Annotated in this window: 21 protein-coding genes; 17 read left to right on the plus strand and 4 right to left on the minus strand. The window is 40.4% G+C overall.

Annotated elements, in window-relative coordinates; all coding sequences use genetic code 11:
- The first annotated feature begins 1,217 nt into the window (after positions 1-1,217).
- The 3 genes from KHA88_RS12115 (at position 1,218) to KHA88_RS12125 (ending at position 4,042) form a co-directional block, all read left to right on the plus strand.
- Positions 1,218-2,318, plus strand: a complete 1,101-nt coding sequence (locus KHA88_RS12115; protein ID WP_213122057.1) for a DNA sulfur modification protein DndB — start codon at positions 1,218-1,220, stop codon at positions 2,316-2,318.
- Complete coding sequence (locus KHA88_RS12120; RefSeq protein ID WP_213122058.1) at positions 2,315-3,331, plus strand: DNA sulfur modification protein DndB; 1,017 nt, start codon at positions 2,315-2,317, stop codon at positions 3,329-3,331. The genes KHA88_RS12115 and KHA88_RS12120 overlap by 4 nt, the downstream gene beginning before the upstream one ends.
- Before the next feature lie 153 nt (positions 3,332-3,484).
- Complete coding sequence (locus KHA88_RS12125; protein ID WP_213122059.1) at positions 3,485-4,042, plus strand: competence protein ComK; 558 nt, start codon at positions 3,485-3,487, stop codon at positions 4,040-4,042.
- Between the two features lie 473 nt (positions 4,043-4,515).
- Here the strand turns inward: KHA88_RS12125 and KHA88_RS12130 are convergent, their stop codons facing one another.
- Positions 4,516-5,865 carry a S8 family serine peptidase gene (locus KHA88_RS12130; RefSeq protein WP_213122060.1) on the minus strand — a complete coding sequence of 450 codons (1,350 nt, stop codon included), beginning with the start codon at positions 5,863-5,865 and terminating at the stop codon, positions 4,516-4,518.
- A 475-nt stretch (positions 5,866-6,340) separates the two neighbouring features.
- On the opposite strand from KHA88_RS12130, the gene KHA88_RS12135 reads away from it, so the two are divergent.
- From KHA88_RS12135 to KHA88_RS12190, 12 genes are all read left to right on the plus strand, one after another.
- Positions 6,341-9,166 carry a M14 family metallopeptidase gene (locus KHA88_RS12135; RefSeq protein WP_213122061.1) on the plus strand — a complete coding sequence of 942 codons (2,826 nt, stop codon included), beginning with the start codon at positions 6,341-6,343 and terminating at the stop codon, positions 9,164-9,166.
- Between the two features lie 270 nt (positions 9,167-9,436).
- Positions 9,437-10,369, plus strand: a complete 933-nt coding sequence (gene yhfZ / locus KHA88_RS12140; RefSeq protein WP_213122062.1) for a GntR family transcriptional regulator YhfZ — start codon at positions 9,437-9,439, stop codon at positions 10,367-10,369.
- Positions 10,370-10,432: 63 nt separating this feature from the next.
- A complete protein-coding gene (locus KHA88_RS12145) occupies positions 10,433-10,813 on the plus strand; it encodes a PRD domain-containing protein (protein ID WP_213122063.1) in 381 nt (126 codons plus the stop codon).
- Positions 10,810-11,175, plus strand: coding sequence for a DUF2620 domain-containing protein (locus KHA88_RS12150; protein ID WP_213122064.1), 366 nt, complete (start codon positions 10,810-10,812; stop codon positions 11,173-11,175). Before KHA88_RS12145 ends, KHA88_RS12150 begins: the two co-directional genes overlap by 4 nt.
- Before the next feature lie 17 nt (positions 11,176-11,192).
- Positions 11,193-12,482, plus strand: coding sequence for a YhfT family protein (locus KHA88_RS12155; RefSeq protein ID WP_213107825.1), 1,290 nt, complete (start codon positions 11,193-11,195; stop codon positions 12,480-12,482).
- 132 nt (positions 12,483-12,614) lie between these two features.
- Positions 12,615-13,535: a phosphotriesterase family protein gene (locus tag KHA88_RS12160; protein WP_213122065.1), complete on the plus strand. Its 921-nt coding sequence runs from the start codon at positions 12,615-12,617 to the stop codon at positions 13,533-13,535.
- The gene (locus tag KHA88_RS12165; RefSeq protein WP_213122066.1) at positions 13,532-14,671 is read left to right on the plus strand and encodes an aminotransferase class V-fold PLP-dependent enzyme; all 1,140 of its coding nucleotides are present in this window, start codon (positions 13,532-13,534) and stop codon (positions 14,669-14,671) included. Before KHA88_RS12160 ends, KHA88_RS12165 begins: the two co-directional genes overlap by 4 nt.
- Before the next feature lie 42 nt (positions 14,672-14,713).
- Complete coding sequence (locus tag KHA88_RS12170) at positions 14,714-15,877, plus strand: YhfX family PLP-dependent enzyme (protein ID WP_213122067.1); 1,164 nt, start codon at positions 14,714-14,716, stop codon at positions 15,875-15,877.
- A gap of 28 nt (positions 15,878-15,905) precedes the next feature.
- The gene (locus tag KHA88_RS12175) at positions 15,906-17,192 is read left to right on the plus strand and encodes a serine hydrolase (protein WP_213122068.1); all 1,287 of its coding nucleotides are present in this window, start codon (positions 15,906-15,908) and stop codon (positions 17,190-17,192) included.
- A gap of 263 nt (positions 17,193-17,455) precedes the next feature.
- The gene (locus tag KHA88_RS12180; protein WP_213122069.1) at positions 17,456-18,043 is read left to right on the plus strand and encodes a P-loop nucleotide/nucleoside kinase family protein; all 588 of its coding nucleotides are present in this window, start codon (positions 17,456-17,458) and stop codon (positions 18,041-18,043) included.
- A gap of 576 nt (positions 18,044-18,619) precedes the next feature.
- Positions 18,620-19,495: a YitT family protein gene (locus KHA88_RS12185; protein ID WP_213098340.1), complete on the plus strand. Its 876-nt coding sequence runs from the start codon at positions 18,620-18,622 to the stop codon at positions 19,493-19,495.
- A gap of 465 nt (positions 19,496-19,960) precedes the next feature.
- On the plus strand, positions 19,961-21,127 hold the full coding sequence (locus KHA88_RS12190) for an MFS transporter (RefSeq protein WP_213122070.1): 1,167 nt from the start codon (positions 19,961-19,963) through the stop codon (positions 21,125-21,127).
- Positions 21,128-21,268: 141 nt separating this feature from the next.
- Here the strand turns inward: KHA88_RS12190 and KHA88_RS12195 are convergent, their stop codons facing one another.
- Positions 21,269-21,901 (minus strand): SGNH/GDSL hydrolase family protein, encoded by a 633-nt coding sequence (locus KHA88_RS12195; protein WP_213098338.1) that lies wholly within the window; start codon positions 21,899-21,901, stop codon positions 21,269-21,271.
- Positions 21,902-22,340: 439 nt separating this feature from the next.
- Between KHA88_RS12195 and KHA88_RS12200 the strand changes: the two genes are divergently transcribed.
- Positions 22,341-22,997: a hypothetical protein gene (locus KHA88_RS12200; protein ID WP_213122071.1), complete on the plus strand. Its 657-nt coding sequence runs from the start codon at positions 22,341-22,343 to the stop codon at positions 22,995-22,997.
- Positions 22,998-23,225: 228 nt separating this feature from the next.
- Here KHA88_RS12200 and KHA88_RS12205 read toward each other — a convergent pair whose 3' ends face one another.
- Positions 23,226-24,398, minus strand: a complete 1,173-nt coding sequence (locus tag KHA88_RS12205; protein ID WP_213122308.1) for an aminotransferase — start codon at positions 24,396-24,398, stop codon at positions 23,226-23,228.
- A complete protein-coding gene (locus KHA88_RS12210; RefSeq protein ID WP_213122072.1) occupies positions 24,389-24,892 on the minus strand; it encodes an Lrp/AsnC family transcriptional regulator in 504 nt (167 codons plus the stop codon). The genes KHA88_RS12205 and KHA88_RS12210 overlap by 10 nt, the downstream gene beginning before the upstream one ends.
- 193 nt (positions 24,893-25,085) lie before the next feature.
- Between KHA88_RS12210 and KHA88_RS12215 the strand changes: the two genes are divergently transcribed.
- Entirely contained in the window at positions 25,086-25,634 is a 549-nt protein-coding gene (locus KHA88_RS12215; protein ID WP_213122073.1) for a transposase, read from the plus strand.
- Positions 25,635-25,653: the final 19 nt, after the last annotated feature.

The following is a 25,653-nucleotide window of genomic DNA, read 5'->3' on the forward strand; positions in this document are numbered from 1 at the left end:
TGGATAGGAGCTTTTGTTCATAATTATCGCTTTGAACTAAGTTGCCTGATAATAGCTAATCACTGAAAATATTAATGCAATTATAATAACCATTTTAATAGAATCGCTTACCCAGTTCTTTGTCAATCTCTTCAACTAGTTTATTTACCCTACTCATAAACATTCCCTTCGCTACTTGGTGACTCAGTATCAACGCCCTTCACCTTTAAACTTGTAGATTTTAAACTAAGACTTTTGATGGTCTATCTCGTTATTAATTCATGACTATTATACTAGATTTTGAATGGGGGATTTGTCACAATTTGTAGTGGTGTAAAATTTAAAAGAAACCTTGTTTAAGGTAACTTAGAAGTGTGGTCTCTGATTCCAAATACCTTGTGACTTGTACTCCTGTCTTCGGTGTCTGACCCCCATCGCGCAATCGCGGAAAAATCGCTCAAAGCTAATTGGCTTCGAGCGATTTTTAAGGAACATGTTAACACAATGTGTAAACGCGTAAAATAGCCATCTACAAAAGGCTTCTATGTGGATGACCTTAATGCTAATTTTTAGAAAGGCAAAAGAAGGAAGAACAATATAATGCTAAACTCAGGTAATCTTATCACTCAAAGAGAAACTCCACATAAGAATTTTTAAAAATAGATAACTGGACGTTGATTTTATTTAAAATCGCGTCCTTTTTTGCGTACACAAAAACATAGCTGAGAAGTTTATCTTCTGAGGATACTAATGAATAACGATAAAAGAATCAATCAAATTCAAAAAAACTTTACTGGGAAATATGGTGTATCTACCTTGCGGTCATTGCATTTAATGAACGATGAAAGAGTGGAAACAAAGTAACAGATTCTTATCGGGGAAATTCGAGTAAGAATATCGAATTTAACAGCGACAACCTGTTGTAATGATAGGAATTTTACAAAGTAATAAGGTATGTGCCGATGAGAAGGAACGTAAAGATCCTTGCATCAAACTTCCTGTGACTTGATTTTGGTATTTTTAAGATTTTAAGACAGTTTTATTATGAGAGACCAGCTAGGATTTTATATTTTAACAAAATATTTTATTATAGCAGTTTAGTAGAATAGGTCAAGGTTTAAGAACAAAAGGGAATAACGAATATAAAAGATAATCATAATTGAAAAAACAATTTCAAAATAGTTAGACAAATAAAATAATTTAGGTATAATTGGGTCAAAGGGAGGTGGTCATAAGTCATGAGTGGTGTTGGTATGGTGACCAAAATCAATGGTACTGAATACAAACAGTTTGGAAAAAAGGTTTTAGCAACGCAAATGAATTTTTCATTGCTAGAGGCTTTATTTGAAGTGGATCAAGAGGTACAAAGAAAAATCGACCCAAATCGACGCATGGAAATTAGACAATTTATTATCGATTCTCTTAAAAATGAAGAAAGCTTTTATTTTTCGCCATTTATCTTCTCAGCTAGAAACGGCATAAAAGTGGTAGATGGTGGTTTTGAGTTTGAGCCCAGCTCTAAGATTTACATACTCGATGGCCAGCACAGAAGTGCAGCTATTTCCAGTGCGCTTAGTTATCTAAAATCGATAAAAGAAGGAAAGGAAGAAATGGGGCAATACGAGGAAGCGGAAAAGACTCAAAATTATATAGATATTCTCAATTCTTACCCTGTTACAATGCAAATTTATTTAGACTTGGAACAGCATGAGGAGAGGCAGCTTTTTACTGATATAAATACCGAAAGAAGAGAGGCTCATATTGGGCTTGTCATGCAATACGACCAGCGCGATCAATATACGGAGCTTACACGTCAAGTTGCGGATCAACTAATCGAAGAAATGGAGATTGATCATCAACGGTCAAGGCTTACAAATCAAAACACGGCCATTACTTCATTGACCATCATGAGAAGATGTCTGATTGCCTTATTTGAGGGCATATTAACGGTCAAAACGGGTGACCCGTACTTTAGAGGATGTAAGTATGATGAAGTACCAGACATATCGGCATCATTCTTTCTATCGTGGAAAAAGCTATTTCCGAAGAAAATGTCGGATCGAAACAAATATGTTCCGGGACTAACAGGTATCCAAATCGCCCTCGCCTATACTGTATTTATACTGATTAGACAATACTCAGTCTCCTATAAAGAAGCCATTCGGATGCTATTATCTTTAAGAAGAAGCTGTAGTTGGCAACATGATGACCCCTTATTTGCACATATGTATAACCGCGAAACCGGTAAAATTAGGAATCACTCATCAGCGACCGCCATTCAAAAAACAGCATTTGCATTTGTCCTGAAAATAGAAAGTGAAAGGGATCAATCAACATGATTACTGATTTAATTTTTAAAAAGCAGCAATCGATCACATCCTATACAATCGAAGAATTAGAAAAAATGTATATGGAAGGAAGAGTGGAACTAAGAGAGACAAATAAACTCCAGGTTAGACAAATAAGGCGTTATATAATAGATAATGCACATGAGGAACGTATTTATTTTCCTCCGATTGTTGCTTATAAAAAAGACGGTAAGTTATTTATCATCGATGGAACGCAGAGGATAAGAGCATTTATCCAGCTATACGAGCTGATTTTTAAAGGGATAAAAAGCGACAATCATCAAGAAGTGAAAAATGCGACTCGGCTTATGAAAATGATGAAAGACACGGAAATTGCTATCCAGATTTTTGAAGGATTATCTGAAAAAGAAGCGAACCAAATGTACGTTGATTTTAATACGAAAGGAAAAAAAGTAGCCCTATCGAAGAGAATCGCTTTTGATTCAAGGAATGAAATTAACAAAATAACAAACATGGTTTTACACAATAATACGATGTTGCGAGTGGCGGGAGTAGAGACGGAGAAGAGGGCAGTCATTCGACCTGCTAATAAGAAATTCATTTCATTGTCGCAGTTAAGACAGATCATAAGCATATTCCTAACCGGAAAAATAATGAACGGTCATGAAGATAAAAATATGGAATTATCATTGCAGCTTGATGAATACTTGGAGCTTATACATATTTGGTTGAACGAGTTGTTTGAGTTATATCCAGCCGACACCATTGGTGATTATGAAGAATCGATGTTGGCTAGCTTTCCGCTTTTACTGGCGACAGTTATGTATACGCTTACAGACGTAGAGGAATTATCGTTTCAGGAAAGAAAGTCATTAATCATCTCGAGGATGAGAGGTTTGAATTCGGTTGATTGGAGTCGAACCAATCCCATCTGGATGAATTTTGAAGGTTCAAAGAGAGGAGCTTATAAATACTTTTATTTAGATAGTAACAAAAAGAATATAGATAGAATGACGGAATGGTTGAAACAGGAAGGGAGGTGAGATGTGTGATCGTTATAAACACATGAAAACCCTTGGATTATTCAGTCTTGCCCGACGGAATCCAAGGGTTTTTCTGTTGGAGTATACCAACGTATACAAGTATACTCCTTTTTAGCCGATATGGTAAGAACTAAGAAAAAAGGAGGAACGAGAATGAACGTTGTAGATGAGTATGTAATCAATGTGAATACAAGTGCAATCTTAAACGAATATGACGAGGCTGGTGCCTTATGTGCGCTAGTTCTTGAAGGAAATAAAATTGTTAAGGTAAAGATGAGCCCGCTTTCGGTTATTGAAAGAAGTATTGAATACTATGGGAATGGTCTTCAAGGAGCGATAAAAGGAGCAAGAAATGCTTTAGGTAACATCAGTATGCCACCAGTCATGATTTGCGGGAAGCTAGGGATTTACTGGTTTCCGAGTAAATCTATCACGCATGATGACTGCGTTTGGTTTTCAATCGATCATATCGAAGACTATTATTCTCTTAGTAACAAGGGTCTGAAGGTGATATTTCGTGATGGCACCGATATTACAATTGATAGTAATTATAGCAGATTCGATAATAAGGTGAATAGGGCTCGTAAACTTCAATATATAATGGAAAATAGAACAAATGGTAAGCAGCGAAATCCTTACTCGCAAATGAAGAATTTTATGATTGTTAGGGATCCAGCTAGGAAGCATTATAGTGTGGATAGTGGGGAGTAGGGTGGTTGTGGTCACAAAACAAATGATCTAGTTTTTTTGGATGTGAGATTAGGTCTCTATTGAAAGGACAACGGATGTAAAGCAAATTTGGAAAATATGTTGTAAGCATACGTGAGTGTAAATTTTAAGCGAGAGAACAACTGAAATTTTAATTGAAGTAAAAATATGCAAACAGGGTGCTAGTTCGTTATTTTGGAATCTAACAATAAAGGACAGCACCCTATTAATGATCAGTTGTGGTGGACCTAGAACAGCGTACGGGTATTGTAAATAAGGTTTAGTTATAGAAGCAATAATGGAGGACGCGAATCTTACTTCTAAGAAAGTTAAGTGGCAAAAACAGGTTGGAAAAAAACTTTAATAGGGTTTCTTTGAATCAGGCAGGAATTATAGGAATATTGAGCGTCTAGTAGTTTGTTATCGAATCACCACAAAAACAAAGCTACCGGAATCCCGATAGCTTTGTTCTACCATTATTTTAATGCGTTCACTGCATTAATTAATCCGTGTCCGGACTTTTCATCATATCCCGGCTTGAATACATCGTCAGACGATTTTAAAATAATATGCTTTACCTGTGAAGGTTTCAGTTGATCTTTACCATGTTGTGCGATGATCACGCCCGCGAGTGCTGCGACTTTTGGAGCGGCCATTGAAGTGCCGGCTTTAAAACCATATCCTCCAGGCACCGTAGCCAAGCATAGGTATGAATTATCTCTTCCAACTCCTGTTACAGGATTATAATTCGGTCCTAAATCGCCGCCTGGAGCCATTACGTCGATTTTCCCTACCCCATAATTGGAATAGTAAGCAAGGTTTTTCAGTTGTCCACCGGCAGAAACCCTAATCATATTCTGATTGCTTGGGCTTCTGTGCGTAGCACCCTTGTCATTACCGGAAAGTTTCCCCGGGCTGCTTATATCAACTGCGTTATTCCCCGCAGATCCAACAACCGTTACTCCTTTTTGGATCGCATATTGAATCGCTCGATTAAACATACGTACATCAGCAACTATGTCCTTCGTAGCATAGTCAGGGTCCTGAAGCCAGTCATAGCCGCCTAAAGACATATTCACCACATCTACATTATCATCCGCAGCAGTCATTAACGCTTCAGCAATGTGAGCAGTACTTGCACTTCCAGAAGGACCGAATACACGATACGAAGCCACTTTTAGGTCCGGGCCAACTCCCATTGTTCTTCCTTTTGCCGCGATTGAACCGGCTACATGTGTGCCATGACCATTATCATCCCTAGGATCCGGATAATTAGGAACAAATGATTTTCCATATGCGTAATTTTCCTTTAAATCCGGATGGTTATAGTCGATTCCTGTATCAATAATTCCAATCACAATATCGTCACCTGATACAGGTTTTCCCGTACCGCCAGGAAGGGTCCACGACTCCCCATTATTTGTTACCTGTTTAATATCCCATTGCTGCTCATATAAATCTGCTTGTACAGCTGCCGCATCATTATAGGAGAATGTTGCTTCTACGGCCGGCGTTTCCGGGTATAGCTTGTTTTCTTCGCCAGCTTCAGAGACAATCGAAGATTTTTTAACTTCCTTCAGGAAATTAGGATTGCTTGAGGAAACCTCGATCGCTCCTAGTTTTTCTAACTTACTTTCAACCTGGCCTCCAGCTTTTTTTAGTAAATCTTCATAACCTGCTGGCAGTTTATCTTCTTGTTTAAAAACGACTATGTACTTCTTTTCTACTGATTGGGCATGTCCTACGTCTGCACCGCCCGCAAATAGAGTAGATGCGCATAGAGCTAAACTCAGGGCACCTGCAAAAATACTTTTTTTAATAGTCATTGATTGGCCTCCTTCACATATTTAACTTCATTATATTCTGAAATATATATCCTGCAATTTGAATATTTCGACACCCTAAAAGTTACTATAATACTTTAGTAGAGTATGCGATCAAAATTACCCCAGCAATTAACATAAAGGTAGTTCATAGTAAATGTTTTTTTATTCAAACTGTTTGAAATCTATGGAAATCTTGTCGAAAAGATCATTCTTTTTACATAGGTAGTTTTCGAGGTGAATTTTATCAATACAAAAAAGTGATAGGCCTCTAGAGGAAAGGGAATTGCCATGTAAAGAAGAGTATTATCATCTAAAAAGAGTTCAAATCATTCGTAAGAGAAATGGTGCTATTTTGCGTTAAACAAAGTGCACAAATTGCCGAGCGATATCCGGTGTGACAAAATTCGACAATGGTTATATGAATATTCTGCTATTTTTATCTGTGAGTGTCTATTAAAATAGGAAGGATGATTTTATGAAGAAACGTATTGCGGGCTGGCTGGCATTTATGATAATGCTATCCCTAATTGCCCAGACGGCCTTCCCTGTTTCTGCCATTGAAGCAGCGGAAGACTACAAAATGGTAGAACTAGAGGCAAGCAGATCTCTGTTTTCACTAACTGAGGTTCGCACAGTAGAGGTAGAAGCTGATTTCGGAGAGGATGTAGATGTAACTCAATTACAATGGACATTTGGCGGAAAGAGTATTTCCGAATGGAAGAAATGGACAAGCGGTACCAATTATAACGGTGCTCCTTTTATTACAGTAAAAGAAGAACCACATTTTGTTGATGGGACCACTACGATTAAAGCCACTTTGGAATTCGGGCTTCTTTTTAACACTAGTAATCTATCAAACAGAACGATTCGAACACAATATCAACAATTTATCGGTGATTATGAATTAGGACTAATTAATCCTGCAAGTAAGATGAAGGCTGCGACGACAGTTAAGCTTAATGTATATGATGAATTCTTATTTTACGATCAACTTAAGCCAGCGATTGACCAAATCTTTGCCCAAGCAAAGGCCGATCCAGCAAATGAACGCTATCTCGAGTATCAAAGTTTGGGTAAGACAGTAGAGGGACGTGATCTTCACTTCGTTATCCTTGCAAAAAGTAAAAAGGCCGTCGATAAGTATTTAAATGAAACACTGCCGACTGCGTTAGAGAACCCTGAAAGTTTAATCAAGAAATTAGATTCTGGAACCAAGGGAGACTATCAGGTGCCGGTTTGGTTGAACAATATCCATCCTGATGAAGTAGAGGGTATTGATACTTCGATTGAATTATTAAGGAAGTTTGCTCTCGAGGATGAGGTAACATTTAAAACGGGGAAAGGAGACAAAGAAAGAACCGAAGAGTTAAAAGTTGAAGAGGTTCTCGATGATGTCATTTTCCTTTATATGTTTACAAACAATCCTGATGGAAGGGCCGCAAATACAAGGGCGAATGCCAATGGCTTTGATTTAAACCGGGATAACCATTATCAGACACAAGTTGAAACACAGCAGGTAACGCAAGAAATTGCCAAATGGACTCCGCTGTCTTTCATTGATATGCATGGGTATGTGAACGGATTTTTAATTGAGCCAACAACACCGCCGCATAACCCTAACTATGAGTATGATTTGCTTTATAACACGATGATCAATCAGGCTCACGCGATGGGACAAGCTGGGATTGGCAATTCAAGCTTAACCTCTTATTTTATTCCGGCTGAAGAATGGAGTGATGGCTGGGATGATATGACTCCGGCTTATACTCCAATGTATGCGATGCTTCATGGTTCGTTAGGGCATACCGTTGAAGTGCCTACCTTAAGTCTAGATTCATTTCATGCAATGGTAGGAGTTGGGCTGGGTGCTACCAAGTTTGTGATCGATAATAAAGATGAATTATATAAAAACCAGCTTGAGATCTTTGCGCGTGGCGTGAACGGAGAGGATAATCGCGCAGTAGACGAATATTATACGAATGCTGCAGGCGATTCGATTGGCCGGATTAGAGGAGAACATGATAACTTCTTCCCTGACTACTATGTGATTCAGACCGATGAGAAGGAACAAAAGAATAAGCTAGAAGCTTATAAAATGGTAGACTATTTACTCCGCAATGGTGTGAAGGTCGAGCAAACAACGAAAAATATGAAAGTAAACGGGACGATGTATCCGAAAGGAACATTTGTTGTTCCAATGAAGCAGGCCAAGCGCGGGTTGGCAAATGCGATGCTTTATAAAGGCGAAAATGTGTCGGACTGGGCTGCCATGTACGATCCAATTGTGGTCAATTTCCCTGAACTAAGAGGCTTTAATGTACAGGAAATTCGTATCCCGGGGGCATTTGCTGATAACACGACAAAGGTTGCCAACGTAGCCACTCCAACAGGTAATGTTGTAGGAAACCCGCCTAAGCAGGTGTTGGCCAATTCCAATAATGACACGATTAAACTAGTGAACCACCTGCTGAAAAATAACGCTGTGGTCGAAAAAGCAACGGAAACAAAGGCCGGTGTAACGAAAGGAGACTTTATTGTCAGCACAAAGGATCTTCAGCTATACGGTAAAAACTATTATTTTGAAGCCAAACCTTTAGGCACTTCCAATCAAGTGAAAACAGAACAATTGAGGCAGCCAAATGTTGTAGCAACTGGTTCCTCTCAATTGAATTTTACGCTAGAGGAGCTTGGATTTAACTTAGTTAATCCGGAGGATGCCGATGTCATTGTCAGCTATGGTGGAGCCATTAATGCCAATACTCTGTCTGGAAAGGCATATGTGGGGATTGGTGTAACAGCAATGAATGCGGTGAAAAATAGCGGAATACTCCCTGGGTTTGATTTTAATAGGACTGCAAATGGTCATGAAGGTTTATTTAAAGCGATTGTTAATGACCATGTATTGACTTCCGGCTACGAGAAGGATGAACTGCTCTATTCGACCACAGGAGCATGGATTACCTCCGTTCCCGATGATGCAGAAGTATTGGCATCTTTCAGTGATTCTGATGATTTCTATGTTGCCGGCTGGTGGCCTGGACACGAAAGAGCAAAGGGTCAAACGCTTGCTTTTACTAAAAACTTAGAAGACGCAACGATTACCCTATTTGCTAATGATCTTGCTTTTAGAGCCCATACTCAATACAGCTATCGACTTCTCGCCAATAGCATTTATGCATCCGTAGGCACCGAAGTTATCAAGAAAGGCAAAGGAAAAGGAAAAGTGAAGGATAAAGAAGTAAAGACTCAGAATAATAAAGTAGAAAAGTCATTCTTTGAGAGAGGCAGAGATAGAGAGTAGGGGTCACCCGCTTAGCTATAGTTTAACGAAATAAAGTGTAAAACAAAACGGAGGCGGATGCTTCCGTTTTGTTTTGTGCGATTAAATTGTTGATTGATGCCATTGTTTAGTGTGATATGGTTGGAAACAAAAAATGTACTGCACCCCAAAAGTGGTTTTTACGGTTTTTGGGCCCGTCACTCAAACCCCATCCCCCTTGCAACCCACCTACGTAAGCGCTATACTACCAATATACAATATTCCGTATTTTAACATTAAAGAGGTAGATGTATGAGCCGAATTTGGGAGAGTTTATATTCGAAGAATGGACTTGCGGCGAAGTTTATTGCCAAGGAGTTGCTTCACGTATCGGTTGGGGAGCGGATTCCCAGGATTAGCGATTTTACTGACAAGTTGTCTTTGGGAAGAGGGACGGTTCAAGGTGCGCTGAAGGTTTTGGAAGAGCTACATGCGATTTCATTGGAGTCTCGCGGACATTTAGGGACGTTTTTAAGAAAACGAGACATGGATCTTCTCTATGAAATTGTCGGGGTTGGTGCTGTCATTGGTGTGATGCCACTCCCATATTCCCGGAAATATGAGGGGCTTGCGACAGGCATTGTGGAAGCATTTCATGAAATCAATAAAAAGTCGGGACTGGCTTATATGAGAGGTGCGAGAAGAAGACTGGAAGCGTTAAAATCACGCAGGTATGATTTTGCGATCATGTCGATGATGGCTGCAGAAGAAGCACTATGTGAATATGATGGTCTGGAAATTAGTCACGCGTTTGGCCCGGAGACTTATGTAACGGCACATCGAGTGTTCTTTTCGGATAGAAGTAGGGATACAATTACGAATGGGATGAAGATAGGGATTGACTATTCCTCAGCAGACCAAGCGAATATTACATTAGCGGAATGCGAGGGGCTCGCTGTTGAGTTAGTGGAAGTGGATTATATGCAGTTATTTTCAATGTTGAAAAATGGCATGATTGATGCTGCTGTGTGGAATGCGGATGAAACGAGGGCATCGAAAGCTTTTCAGTCAGCTGGCTTTAAATCTAAGAAGGCTCAAGGGTTGGCGATGAAAGCAACGAATGCAGTCATTGTGATAGAAAGCAACCGCGATGGCATTAAAGAACAACTCGAAATGATCGATTTCCACAAAATTGTTGTCGTTCAAAAGCTTGTAGAAGATGAAAAAAAGTACCCTCATTATTGAGAAACAGGGTTCTTGTTTCTTTATATGGTTAATATACTAAATACTGTATACTGGAGGCCTTATATGAATATCACAATTTTACAAGAAAGGTTGGATATTTTAGCTAACTCGTCTGTTATTTCGACTAGAGCAGCAGAGGTCACGTTAATAGCATTCGAACATTTGGCAGCTGAGCTGAAAATAGATGATATCGAAAAAGCCGAAATGCTATTTACTCATCTTCCCACCGCATTAACGAGGATCACGAAGGGAGAGATGGTGGAAGCACCCTTTGCTGATTTGCTTGAGGAAGTAAAGTCATCACCTTACTTTTCACAGGCACTGAGAGAAATTGAATTTATCCAAGAAAAGTGGAATCAGCCTTTGCCACAGGAAGAATTAGATTATTTATTAATACACTATACAAATGTACTGCAAATGAACGAAGGGGGAATCGAGAAATGAGAATTGTTATTGGCGGGCAAGTGGAGAAAAAAGAGATTGAGAGATTAATTAAGGAACTGGATGGCAGCATCACGACCATGGTCAAATCAGATATAGAGGCAGCGATGGCCGTTAAAACCGGACAGGCGGACTATTATGTAGGTGCTTGCCACACAGGTGGCGGAGGTGCACTTGCTATGGCCATTGCTCTACTTGGCAAACCGAACTGCGAAACCGTGTCAATGCCCGGAAAAAAACCAACGCAAGAGAAAATTGAAACCGCTGTCAAAGAAGGGAAAGTTGCTTTCGGTTTCACAGCTGACCATAAAGATACAGCAGTGCCGATGATCATTGAAGCGTTAAAAAAACAAATAACCGCTTAAATTAAGGGGGAAAAGCAATGGAAATGACACTTATCATTTTGATTGGTGCTGTGGCAGCCGTGCTGGCCAACATGAATATTGCGGTTTTTAACGATGGACTGCGCCCAATCGTCTCGGAACACGTCGAAGGAAGGATGTCGAGGAGAGATCTGGCCTTTACTGCGTTTGCGATGAGCTTTGGTCTTGTCATCGGCTTTGGGATCCCGTTTACGCTTTCGGCAAGCATTATACTCGTCCACAGTATTTTGCTAGGGACAGATATTATCGGTTTGCTGACACCAAAAAACAAATGGGGAACGCCGCTTGCTGCAGTCATAGGGGGAGCTTACGGCGCCGGGCTGTTAATTGGCCTTGAAGGCTTTGTGAAGCTGTTTGATTACTTGCCGCTCAACTTCCTTGACGCCATGGGACAGGTTGGAACACCGGTTGTCGTGACATTTATGGCATTCCCGGCTTTGGCTGTTGCCATGCAGTTCAGCGTGAAAAAAGGGGTCATTACGTTTATCGTTTCGGCATTTGTTCGACAGCTTGCTGTTTGGCTTAATGCAAGTGGAATCCTGGCCATTTCCGGTACAACGGTCACGCTTAACCAAGAAGGGATGGCCCTTATTACAGGGATGATCTTCCTTCTCGCGTATGCGATGAAAGAAAAATCGGAAGGATCATCCGTCGACTTGGCAGCTATTTTCAGTGATAAGGTGGCTAAAATTAGAAAAAATGTCGTCTTCTTTATGATTATCGGGGGATTAATTGCAGCAGCGACCAATCTATGGATCATGGCAGGAGACCCGATTTCTCTAAATCTATTAGCTGAAGGAAAGGCAACTGACGCTGGAATTGCTGCCGCCGCTCGAGCCCTTGGATTTATTCCGTTGATTGCTAGTACGGCGATTGCAACAGGTGTGTACAGTCCGGTTGGATTCACATTGATTTTCGTGGTCGGATTTTTCACACCAAATGTATGGATAGCTTTAATTGCTGGTGTTGTCATTATCTTCTTAGAAGTTATGCTTTTAAGCTCAATTGCAAGATTTTTGGATAAATATCCTGGCATCCGGAATTCCGGTGAAAATATCCGGAGTGCGATGACGAAGCTGTTGGAGGTAGCGCTCCTAATTGGTGGGGCAAATGCAGCCAATGCGATTGCACCAGGATTTGGATTTTTCTTTATCGCCGGTTTCTATTTGTTGAATGAAATCGCTGGAAGGCCAATTGTACGCATCGCGGTCGGTCCCATCGGCGCCATTGCGGTCGGCATCATCGCCAATATTCTTGTCGCAGTGGGTATGATGAACATTCCGCAATAAAGGAAGGCCGGGGGATGCTAGAAAACAGGTCAGGACGGCGTTGCCATTCTTTTACGAAAATGTGGAGACTTTCGCTGTCCTTGACTTGTAAGTTGCCTCGGCATTCATTTGCTAAAAGGAGAGTAGATTCAAGTGATACAAACAGTTTTGGGAAAAATAGCACCTGAAGAACTTGGAGTTTGCTCAGCGCACGAGCACCTTTCTATTGATCTATCAAGAATTAAACAAGATCCGGATACGATATTAGATGATGAACAAGGAATGTTGGAGGAACTGGAGGATTTCAGCCATTTAGGTGGAAATTCTATGGTCGAAGTCACGAACGATGGGATGGGCAGGAATGTGCTTTTGCTTCAAAAATTAAGTAAACAGACGGGTGTACATATTGTCGCATGTACCGGTTTTTACAAAGACCCGTATATCCCGGAATATGCGATGGGCTGGAAGGCAGCGGAGTTCGCAAAGCATTTTATCAAAGAAGCAACAGAAGGAATTGAGGAAACGGGCATTCTCCCAGGTGTGATTGGAGAAGTAGGGACGAGTAAAGATGAAATGAAGCCGATTGAGCGAGAATTGTTGATTGGCGCCGCTCTGGCAGGTGTTGAAACGGGCTTGCCAGTTACAACGCATACGACACTTGGAACGCTCGGCTATGAACAAGTGAAGCTGTTAACGAAACACGGCTTGCCTGCTGAGCAAATCATTATTGGCCATCAGGATTTAATGCGTGATCAAGCGGCAGTACTGGCTGTTTTAGAAACGGGTGTGTATATCGCATTTGATACAATCGGAAAAAATAATTATCGGCCAGATGAAGAACGTGTGGAGTTTTTGCTTGATTTCATCAGCAGGGGATTCGAGAAGCAAATTTTATTATCAGCTGATTTAACCCGAAAATCTCATTGGAAAAAACATGGAGGACCTGGATACGGGCTCGTTTTACGAGATTTTATTCCGATGCTGAAATCAGCGGGTGTTTCAGAGGAAGTTTTACAACACTTTCTTGTGATCAATCCATCTCGAGCTTTCTCAGTAAAGGAGCGTAAATCATGACCAAATATGAAAAATCCGCCTTGAAATATGCGGATTCGGTCTTGCCTGCTTTGTCTATGGCGGAGGCGCAGAAATTGCAATTCAAGCTTGTACATATGATGAGTAGGCATTTTGAAGGCAAGCAATTCCTTTCGTTGGGCGATCTTGGTGTTTCACCTAAATGGAAACGGCCGGAACAGACATATAAGGTGGAAAGGGTTCTGGCAGATTTCTTTGACGTGGAGGAATGTGCACTTGTAAGGGGAGCGGGAACAGGAGCGATCCGAAATATTTTAAGTATGCTTTTATCAGCAGGTGATAAAATGGTCATTCATGCAGCACCGGTTTATACGACGACGAAGGAGACGATTCGCATACTTGGCATTGAAACAGTGGCAGCGAATTTTAACGATCTTCATGAAGTGCGTAAAGCGGTGAGAGAGCATGAAGACGCACGGGTCTTTTATATCCAGCATGCCCGCCAGCAACCGACAGATCAATATCGATTGGCGGAAGTTATTCAAGCTGTGAAGGAAGAACGGCCGGAGCTGCCAATTGTGGTGGACGATAATTACTGTGCTTTGAAAACAAATGGAATCGGAGTAGAACTTGGTGCTGATTATTCGACTTTTTCAGGTTTTAAGCTGTTAGGTCCCGAAGGAATTGGTGTCATTGTCGGAAAGAAAGCAGCAATCGACCGTGTCCACGAGTATAACTATTCCGGTGGCGGACAGGTTCAAGGGTATGAGGCAATGGAGCTGCTTCGAATGATGACATTCGCTCCTGTATCGCTGGCGATTCAAAATGAACAGGTGGAAGAGCTGTGCAGACGATTAAATGAGGGGGAAGTGGAGGGTATTAAGGCTGCCTATATGACGAACGCACAATCGAAAAATGTCATTCTCGAGCTGGAGAAACCCGTTGCGCAACGGGTCATTGCGCTTAGTGACAGCCACGGAGCGGCGACTCATCCAGTCGGGGCAGAATCGAAATATGAAATCATTCCCATGATATACAGAGTTTCGGGAAGTTTTCTTGAAGCAGAGCCGGGATTACGAGATTACGGCTTGAGGATCAACCCGATGAAAGCAGGAGCGAGGACGGTCATAGATATTCTGCGTGTGGTCATTCCTTTGGCTGAAAAAAGCAAATTATGATATGAGACATCTACGCAACCCGTAAATGAAGGGGGGACATCTATGTTTTTGAACGTAACTCGAAACAGGAATCCAAAGCTGATTCAATCAGGGATGGCTTTGCACCAAAGCGGGCAAATACCGCCCAATACGTATGTGATTGACCTGGATGTTCTGGGAGAAAATGTGCAGGCTTTAGCTGATTGCGCCAAGGAAAATGATTTTCAGCTTTATTTTATGAGCAAGCAGCTCGGAAGGCTTCCATATATTGCCCAGTTCATTAAAGAGGATGGCATTAGCAAAGCTGTTGCCGTTGATTTTGATGAAGCAAAAACGCTGGCAGATGCAGGGGTGAAGATCGGGAACGTCGGCCACCTCGTTCAACCTGGGAAACATCAATGGAATGAAGTGTTGTCTTGGAATCCTGAGGTTGTGACTGTTTTTTCGGTTGAGCGTGCAAAGCAGTTGTCTGATGCGGCGATAAAAAGAGGAATGGTACAGGATGTGATCGTAAAAGTCTACAGAAAAGATGACTTGATTTATCCGGGACAGGAAGGCGGATTTTTGCTTGATGATCTTGAAGAACAATTAGATGATCTTGTTAAGCTTCCAGGTGTAAAAATCGTTGGTGCCACTACCTTCCCTAATTTTCAGCTTTCCGCGGATAAGCAAAAGATGGAACCGATTTCTAATTTTAAAACCTTGCTGAAGGCGAAGGTGATTTTGCAGGAAAAAGGAATGAAAGTGGAGCAAATAAATGGTCCAAGTGCGACAAGCTGTGAAACGATTCCGTTTTTAGCAAGGCAAGGTGTGACGCATGGTGAGCCGGGACATGCCTTGACAGGGACGACTCCGCTTCATGCATTTCGGGAGGATTTACCGGAAAGACCGGCGATCGTTTATGTGACGGAAGTATCGCATGAAGATGAGGAGCATTTTTATGTGATTGGCGGTGGGTATTATGGTCGATCTCATCTCACCGGCTGCCTTGTAGGAAGTGATGAGAAATCGATTTTTCATCAATATACCCATGCTGTAGAACCTGCACCAGAAGCCATCGATTATTATGGTGCGATCGAAAAGCCGGTGAATTTTTCAATAAGTATCGGAGATTCAGCTATATTTTCGTTTCGTACCCAAGTATTTGTAACGAGGGCTCATATTGCGCTTGTAAAAGGAATCCAAAGCGGGAATCCGGAATTGGTCCACTTTGAGAGGAAGTGGTAGCATGCAAACACTAAGAGGAGTGAGAGAGATGAAGAGATTTTTTGCAGTTGTATTTCTGACGGTTCTTGGATTGGGACCGGCTTTTTTACCAACGGATTCAGTCTATGCAAATAGTCATCCTCTAGGAAAACTTACGAATGGAAACCCGGAAGCAGTTGGTATGGATGCTGCTAAACTAGCAGAAATTGATCACGCTGTAAATGCAGCAATTGAAAACAGAATTACCCCAGGAGCGGTAGTCCTTGTGGCAAAGGATGGTAAGGTTGTAAAAGAAAAGGCATACGGATACGCACAAAAATATGATATGGGCAAGCTTTTGGATGACCCGCGCAAAATGAACAAGAATACTATTTTTGACCTCGCCTCAGTATCGAAAGTGATGGGTACAACTCAGGGGATTATGAAACTCGTGAGTGAAGGCAAGCTTTCCGTCGACGACAAAGTTGTTACGTTTATTCCCGAGTTCGGTGCAAAAGGAAAAGGGGATATCACGATTGCGGACCTGCTTACCCATACGTCCGGGTTAACACCTTGGAAGCCTACTTATCTTTACGCAGAGAACTCTGCTCAAGTATTGGAATATATTAACGACCTTCCTCTTGAGTATGAAACAGGCAAAGACCGGCGATACAGCGACTTTAGCTTTATGATGCTAGGTTTTGTCATCGAAAAAATTACAGGACAACGGCTGAACGACTATTTAAAAGAAGAAATTTATCAACCGCTTAAAATGAAGGACACGATGTTTACACCAGATAAAAAGCAGCAGCACATCGCAGCCACATCATGGGGAAATCCATATGAATATAAAATGATAGACGATAATAATTTCGGCTACTACGTGGAAGAAGACGCTGACTTCTTTAAACACTGGCGGGATTATACGCTTGTCGGCGAGGTGAACGATGGAAACAGCTTCTATGCGAATGGAGGAATTGCGGGACATGCGGGCCTTTTCTCAACAGCCTATGACCTTGCCGTCCTCGGGCAAACAATGTTAAATGGCGGAAGTTATGGCAAGGTTCATATATATGATGAAGAAGTAATTCAATCCTTTACATCACCGCAACGGTTTGGGCAAGGCTTTGGCTGGGAGTTAAATAAGAGTGGCTACATGGGGAACTATTATTCCAATCGAGCATTTGGTCATACAGGATTCACTGGCACTCAAATTGTGATAGATCCGGGGCACAACCTTCAAATCATTGTCTTAACAAATAAACAAAACAACGGTCCACTGCCAAGCGGATCCTATCCAAGTACCTTTGGCTTGTCAAAACAAGTGGCAAATATTGTTTATGAATCGATGAAATAAGATGATGCGATTTAGCAGAATTATCCTTTAGCCTAGTTTTACTGGCTGGATATTTTGACAGTCAATTATGAATAATCTATAATGATTCTAATGTCAGGCTCAGGCTTCTTAAGAGGACTGGGCTATTTTTATGAGAAGAATTTTTGCCATTAAGGTGTAGTATAGACGTTCAAATAGTTCTATTTTCAAGTCGATTAGGATGTGCACCAGTCCTCACTCATTGAAGAGCGATTTCAATTATATGTAAAAGGAGCGAAGATCTAATGCCAAAAGTTATTTTTGTTAGCGGAGTTGCCGGGACTGGAAAATCGACGGTTTCCAGGCACATTAATAAGTATATTCCTGCTGTTTATCTTGATAAAGATACAGTTGGCGGGAAATTTAGTGAACAATTTTTAAAAGCAACAGGGCACGACCCAAGTGATAGAGACTCCAAATATTATAAGGCGCATTGCCGTGACTTAGAGTATGATGTGACGATGGATTTAGCCATGGAAAATGCAACTCTTGGACTAGCCTCGATTTTGATTGGTCCATTCACGAAGGAAATGGAAACGAAGGAATGGCTAGATGAGAAATTGGCGGAATTTATGCTCTCAAGAGACGATGTTACAGTAAAAATAGTGTTTGTCACCTTAAAAGATACACAGTTGCAAAAAGAGCGCATTATCGAACGTGGTGCGATGGACCGAGACCAGTGGAAAATTGATCACTGGGACGATTATGAAAAAAGCTTGGATCTTCCGGAGGTCGCTTGGGGAATCCCAGAAACGGATATTATGGTGTTCGATAACTCGGGTGAATTAACGGAGGAGAAGGTAAAACAGATCGTTACTTTCCTTGGACAATAATGGCAGGATTTGGGGGGATTCCCTCACTCAGATTGAGTAGAGTAGATGGTGACATGCCCCTGACCAGACCCGCGTCCTCCCAAGGAGAAATAGCTTACCTAGACTAACAGCGAGAGGATATATATATATCCAACTTTAAAGATGAATTAATTATGTGAATGATAATAAGAGAGCTATTACGGTAGTTACACTCAATGGTGGCTTATATAAGCGACCATTTTTTTACTGCGTACGTTCATGGTTGGGAGTCGGATTGCAACCGGTCATATGGTTTTTATGCATATTGTCATTGGCATTACGGGAATTATAGAGTCAAGGATAATAACGTATAAAAAGAGTTGCTCGGATAATAGTATATTACAGGAAGTTATGAATGAGTTGAAAGAACGACTGAAGCCTTTGTTAGAATTGATAGTTGTTTAGTAAGAATGTTCCGGGCCCTTTTAGTAGGGGGGGCTGAGTTTATCTATATAAAACAAAAATGATCGCCTTATTTTATTTGTTATAAAGCAATTTATGGTTACACCTATTTTTTGTGAAGCAAAAAGAAAGAAAAGTTAGGAAAGAGGAAAACAAATGAGTACAATCACTAAGCAAAGAAGAACCAGTAGACTTAAATATGTATTACGAGCATTAGCAGTTGCCATTGGGGCATTTATAACAGCATATGGACTAGAGGCAATATTAATTCCAAACAACGTGTCAGACGGCGGTGTGACGGGTCTGAGTATCGTTGGTTCACAATTAATTGGATCACCTCTAGGTCTTCTAATTGCGGTCTTAAATATCCCGTTCGTATTTTTAGGCTATAAACAAATTGGTAAAGGTTTTGCTATTTATTCCGTTATCGGTATTGCTTCACTAGCCTATGGGACTAGCGTTATGCACCACATACCAACCATTATTCAAGGAGATACGTTGTTAGTAACTGTTGTTGGTGGTATTATCATTGGTTTTGGAATGGGGTTAGCATTACGAAATGGTGGTGCATTAGATGGCATTGATATGTTAGCGGTATTACTTTCTCGAAAATTGCCTTTTGGGACAAGTGACCTCATCTTATTTTTAAACATGTTTGTATTTATTGTGGTTTCAACAGTCTTTGGACTTCAAGGGGCTTTCTTATCGGGAATCGCTTATTTTATTGCTTCTAAAGTAATTCACATCGTCGAAGAAGGTTTAAGTGGTTCTAAGACATTTAAAATTATAACAAGTCAACCTGAATTAATGGTTGAAGCCATACGTGACCAATTAGGTCGTAGTGCAACGTATAACTTAGTTGAAGGCGGTTATTCAAGTGAACAATTCAAAGAAATTACTTGTATCATCAATCGCTTAGAGGACAGTAAAATGAAAGAAATTATCAATGAAATTGATAAACATGCTTTTGTTGCTGTGTATGATGTTGCAGAAGTTAAGGGAGGTAACTTCAAGAAAAAAGATATCCATTAATAAATTTTCTCTCCTGTCTTTTTTAAATCAAAAAATAATCAATATAAATTGGGCTGGATTCAATATTTTTCAGTCTTTTTTTATGAGGTTTCAGTTCTTTTTCATGTATCGCGATCCTCGCAGACTTAAATTATCTTACAAAAAGTCCGTGCGGCTGGTGAAATGTCTCTGACCTTGACCAACAGCAAGACGAGTTTAGTGATGAATTAGCTATATAATATTATGTGATCATTAAAAGATGAGCTATTATGGTACTTACGCTCAATGGTGGTATTTTATCGACCATTTTTTTGACTTGGCAGAAAATTAAATTTCAGCTATGATACAGAGAATGCTAGCTTGATAGACGAATAGGTTTTTAATGAGAAGGGTGGAAGTGAGGAATCCATCATTCTATCTATTTAACGAGCGAAAACTTCGCCATCCAGAAGAACGATACTTTAATGTAGAAAAGGAAGCGTACATATGAATAGTAAGCCGTTATTTTGGAATTTGAAAGGGTTTTTATTTTTAGTAGGTGCGATGAATACCTTTGTTGTCAGCTATTTTCCGCTTTATTTTAAGCATGTGGGGTTAACCACTTCGGAAATCGGTATGTTGTTGGCGCTAGGTACATTTGTCGGTCTTTTTGGGCAGCCGTTTTGGGGACTGTTAAGTGATAAATACAAAACGGTGAAAAGGATTATGAACGTTGTTATCCTCGGAAGCGTTCTTGGTCTTGTGTGGATTTTCCAACTTTCCCAGATTGGCTGGATTTTTGTTGCTGGTTCTTTCTTTTATCTATTTTATAATGCCCTTTTTCCCTTATCGGAAAATTTAACGAAACGAATTGCGGACCAGAACGATGTGTCTTTTGGCTCGATTCGTTCATGGGCGGCAGTCGGATTTGCCTTGGTTTCTCTTGTGAGCGGTTTCCTATTTGCCAAGATAGGAATTCAATACCTTGCTTTTCCAATGATTTTCCTAGGAATCATGACGTTTTTGTTAAGCTTGCGGCTCACAGATGCGAAAACAGGAACGAAAAAAATGGACTTTAAACAGATGGGCACCTTTTTCAAAAACCCGACTTTACTGCTTTTCTTTTTTCTTCTTTCGTTTATTTCCATCACCCATCGTACGAATGACAGCTTTATTAGTTTGTATCTATTCGATATTGGCGGAGATGAGACACTAGTGGGTTGGTTATGGTTTATGGCTGTAGCGAGTGAGGCGATTATGTTTTTTACTGCGACCCTTTGGTTTCGTCCTGAGAAGCCGATACATTATATTATCCTTGCAGGGTTTCTATATATGGGCCGTTGGATTGTCATTGGTTTTATTTCCAATCCATTCCAGCTGATTATGATCCAAGCATTGCATGGAGTTTGCTACGCCATTTTCTTTATGGGGGCGATTGAGTATTTATACAAACGTCTCCCGATAGAGATGCAGGCAACCGGTCATATGGTTTTTATGCTCATTGTCTATGGGGTTACAGGAATTATTGGTTCCTTCGCAGGCGGATTTATCTTTGACGCTTTTGGAGGCGCAACTTTATACTTCATCATGGCTGCCCTCACTTTTATCGGTACTGCCGGCTTGGTTTATTTTAATGGTAGGAGAGTACCTGTTACTGAAATGGCGAGTGAATGAAGAGAAGTAAGGAGAGGTAGGTTTGTGGATCATCATATAAACATTAGTATGTAAAAACCTATCTACTACTTTTAACTTGGACATTATCATAATCAGTGTCAAAACACCCGCCTTTAAATAAAAGCGGGTGTTTGAATCTGACTATAGGCTCTCAATAAAACTAAACACTTTTGGTGCTAATATTTTTTCGTGAGCTAAAGCATTAAGATGTACACCATCTGGCATATATGTAGAGAGAAATGTCTGATTATATGCGTGAATATTCCCGCCGTTATACAAGTCTAATACGGGTATACCGTATTTTCCGCACACATCCTTTAACGCTTTTACCATTGCTTGAAGCAATTCTTCTTTGCCTTCGCCCCTTTTCATCTGCGACAAGGCACCAATGATTTTCGTTGGATATTTATCTATGATTCTTCCGATTGTATAATCAAGACAGCCGTAATACGTAGCACCCATTGCCGTATCCCCGAATGTTCCAAGAGGCAAATCACCGCTTGCTATAGAAACCACATCATTGCCGCCCGCCATGAACGTAATTAAATCGGCATCTGAGATAGCACCGTCAATCTGAGAATCGATAGATAAATGAGGATCTTGTCCCCATTTCCCGCCACTCACCGCATAATTATATAAAGTGATATTATGTTGAGAAGAAATAATATGATGATATTTAGGCATCGCATCGCCATCTTTGCTATTGCTATCTCCAAAAACAACCCATGTTTTCCCATCCCATTTACTTGCAGGGAGCGGTTGAAACGCCGACATTCAAGCACCTCCGAATATACATACGTTTCTCCTAATACCCCGTTGTTGTTTTCCTTAAACCCCTTGGATGGTTTCGTATATTTTATTTGAATTGCTTTTTCAATGTTAAACCAAAATAAATAGAGAAAAAGCACTGAGTCAGTCCTCAAAAGATAAATCATTTAGATATTCAATTCGCTAAAGAACTTGATAGCTGGTTGACCCATTACATTCCGACATAAAAGGGGAAAAGTAGATTGGTATTGACAAATTTTTGCAGAAACATTTTGATTATGTTCTATTTAATTTGTATACTTGTTAGTAGGAATATTATACCATTAAACTTTTGAATTCTTTTTTAGATATAAAAAATATGAAATCCCTTGCTAATTTCGGTTTTCTAGCTGGCGAATCGAGTTCGGCATTTTAGTGGCGGATTTATTTCTATGAGGTGATACGATTGCATTCGAAAAAAGGTACAGTAGTAATTATATCTGCAGTGGCATTCGTGATTGCCTTTTTAATAGGTGGGAATTTTTATTGGGAAAAACATTTATCGGAAAATGTAAATCGTACGAAGTTAATGACGTTTAGCCTGCATAAAGGAAAATCAATATCAGCAAATACACTTCTGAAGAAAGAAGTGCCTGATGAATTTGATGATGACGATACGGAAATTGAGGATCCTGTTGACGAAGAGGATTCTATTGAAACCGAGGGCATGGATGATCGTCTAGAGGAATTAACGGCAGAGCCAATTACAGAACAAACAGTAACGAGAGAAGTAAACAATCAACGCCCCATTTCGCAGAGGAACAATCAATCCATTTCAAGCCCAAGAAGCAGTAAACAAAAGGAAGAGAGGGAGGGGAAGGGTGCTTCAAAAGATAAAAAAGGTAGCACTCGCCGTTCCGGCGAGACAAACGCATCCGATAATCCTCCCCGTAGGCCAACTCCTCCAGAGGAACCAACGCCTCCGGTAACTGAGGAAAAACCAGATTTGCAAGAACCTAAAGAACCCGAAACTCGCGATCCAGTAGAATCGGAAATACCGGAAGAATCCGAAGAAGTTGGGAATGCGGATAATCCAGAGAGCCAAATAGGGCAAGAAGAGTAATCGAGTTGTAATGTTTTCAAAAATGTAATAGATCACAAGAAAACCACCCCACGCCGTAGGAAGCAGAAGGGTGTCTCTAAGAAAAAAATTGATGACAACCACTACCCTGGGTAGTGGTTGCAGTAGAGAAGTGTTAGCGCACTTCTCTCTTATATATATCCAGTACACTACGGATTGTGAGTTGTGTAAGAGTTGGAAATTTATTCACTAAGAAAACCAACATCTATTTTACTCCAATGAATCAATAAACCTCTGAATCCTCTTCATTGCCTCCTGCAATTGCTCTAATGATGTAGCATAAGAACATCTGACATATCCTTCTCCGCTTTCACCGAACACGTTTCCTGGTACAACGGCTACCTTTTCTTGTAAAAGTAATTGTTCCGCAAATTGCTCGGAAGTAAGGCCTGTTTTTTTGATCGATGGAAACACATAAAAAGCGCCTCCTGGTGTGTGACAATCTAAGCCAATATTATTTAATGATTGGACGATATAGTTTCTTCTTCTTCGATAACTGTTTTTCATATGCTCGACGATTGTCTCTCTATTCTGCAATGCATCAATCGCGCCGTGTTGCAGCATATGGGGTGCGCACATGGTTGTAAATTGATGGATTTTCAGCATGACATGTGTCAGTTCTTTAGGTGCTGCGACAAAGCCCAGTCTCCAACCTGTCATCGCAAATCCTTTCGAGAAGCCATTAATTAAAATCGTTCTGTCATACATCCCCTCTAGCGAGGTGATGCTCGTGTAATCCTCGTCATACGTTAACTCGGCGTAAATTTCGTCAGATACAACAATAAGGTCATGTTTTTGAACTACTCTTGCAATTTCCGATAGTTCATCTCTGTTTAAATATGTCCCAGTTGGGTTATTCGGAGAACATAGTAAAATGGCTTTCGTATTATCGGTAATCGCTGCTTCGATTTGTTCTGGGGTTACTTTGAATCCATTTTCCGCATTTGTTGAAAGCGGGATTGGGTTACCGCCAGCCAGTGAAACAAGGGAGGAGTAAGAAACAAAAGCGGGTTCCACAATTAATACTTCATCCCCTTGATTTAATAAAGCCCGAAAAGCTAAATCTAACGCTTGGCTCGCTCCAACCGTAACAATGATTTGGTCATTCGGATCATAGCTGATACGAAAATTATTTTTTAAATAAGCAGCAATTTCTGTTCTTAATTCTAGTAATCCAGCATTTGCCGTGTATGAAGTGTATCCTCCTTCTAAGGAGGCAATTGTTGTCTCTCTGACACTCCACGGGGTGATAAAATCTGGTTCGCCCACACCCAAGGAAATAACGCCTTTCATACTAGAGGCAAGGTCGAAAAACTTTCTGATTCCAGATGGTTGAATCTGCTTAGCTGTTTCTGATAAATAAGCGTCGTAATTCACGGAGATACCACCATTCTGCGATCGGTATCTTCCTTATCTTCTAAAATCACACCATCATGTTTATATCTTTTTAACATAAAATGTGTCGTCGTTGATACAACATTATCAATGGTTGATAATTTATTAGATACAAATTTTGCGATTTCAGTCATCGTTCTTCCTTCAATCGTGATCGACAAATCATACGTACCAGACATGAGATAGAGGGAAGTCACTTCTGAGAAACGATAAATTCTTTCCGCTACCTCATCAAATCCTACGCCACGTTTCGGTGTCACATTTACATCAATCATTGCAACAATGTTTTCTTTTCCTTCCACTTTGCTCCAATTAATTAAAGCGGGATAACTGACAATAACTTTTTCCTCTTCTAACTTTTTTATCGTATTTTCAACATTCTCCACACTCGTATTAACCATCTTTGCAATCTGGTCTACATGTAGTTTATGATTCTCTTCCAGTATCAATAAAATTTCAATTTCTTCATTATTTAGCTTCATTTGTATTCTCCTCTAAATAAAAGTCTACTAAAATAATAACATTTTTTTTAGAGGGTGTCTGACCCCCAGTACGTTAAAGGACTAAATTCAATTGGGTGGGTGAGAAAAGACCATTGAAAAAGAGGAGATAATGGCATAATGACGAAATGTATCAATACGCAATAAATAAAATAAAAAGAGGTAGGTGCTGTTTATGTCGAGAAAACCGCGGGTCTGGTTTCCTGGTGCGGTATATCATATTACAAAAAGAGGCAATCGTCGATCAGCGCTATTTTATGACAAGCAAGATCGACTAACTTATCTATCCATGTTTGAAGAAACCCGCACTTTCTTTCCTTGCATTCTCCACTCCTACTGCCTCATGACAAATCATATTCACCTTCAGCTTGAAACGATTGAACATCATCCTCAGCACATAATGAAAATGCTAAATTCCCGTTACGCTGTTTATTTCAATCACCGTCACTCTTATGAAGGGCACCTGTTTCAAGGACGATACCGGGCCGAATTAATATTATCTACGGACTATTTCCTCAAAGTAAGTAAGTACATTCACTTGAATCCCGTTGAAGCAAATATTGTGAAATCACCGGAAATATATGATTGGAGTAGCTACAATGCGTATATATCCTCTCAAGACAATCCACACATCTCAACATCCCGAACGTTATCCTACTTCCCCGAACCAGCAACAGAAAAATACCGTACCTATGTAGAAGGTAAGAATACTTTAATACATTAACGTAGAGGGGGTCAGACAC

Source organism: Lederbergia citrea (genome assembly GCF_018343525.1).
GTDB classification, from domain to species: Bacteria; Bacillota; Bacilli; order Bacillales; family Bacillaceae_C; genus Lederbergia; species Lederbergia citrea.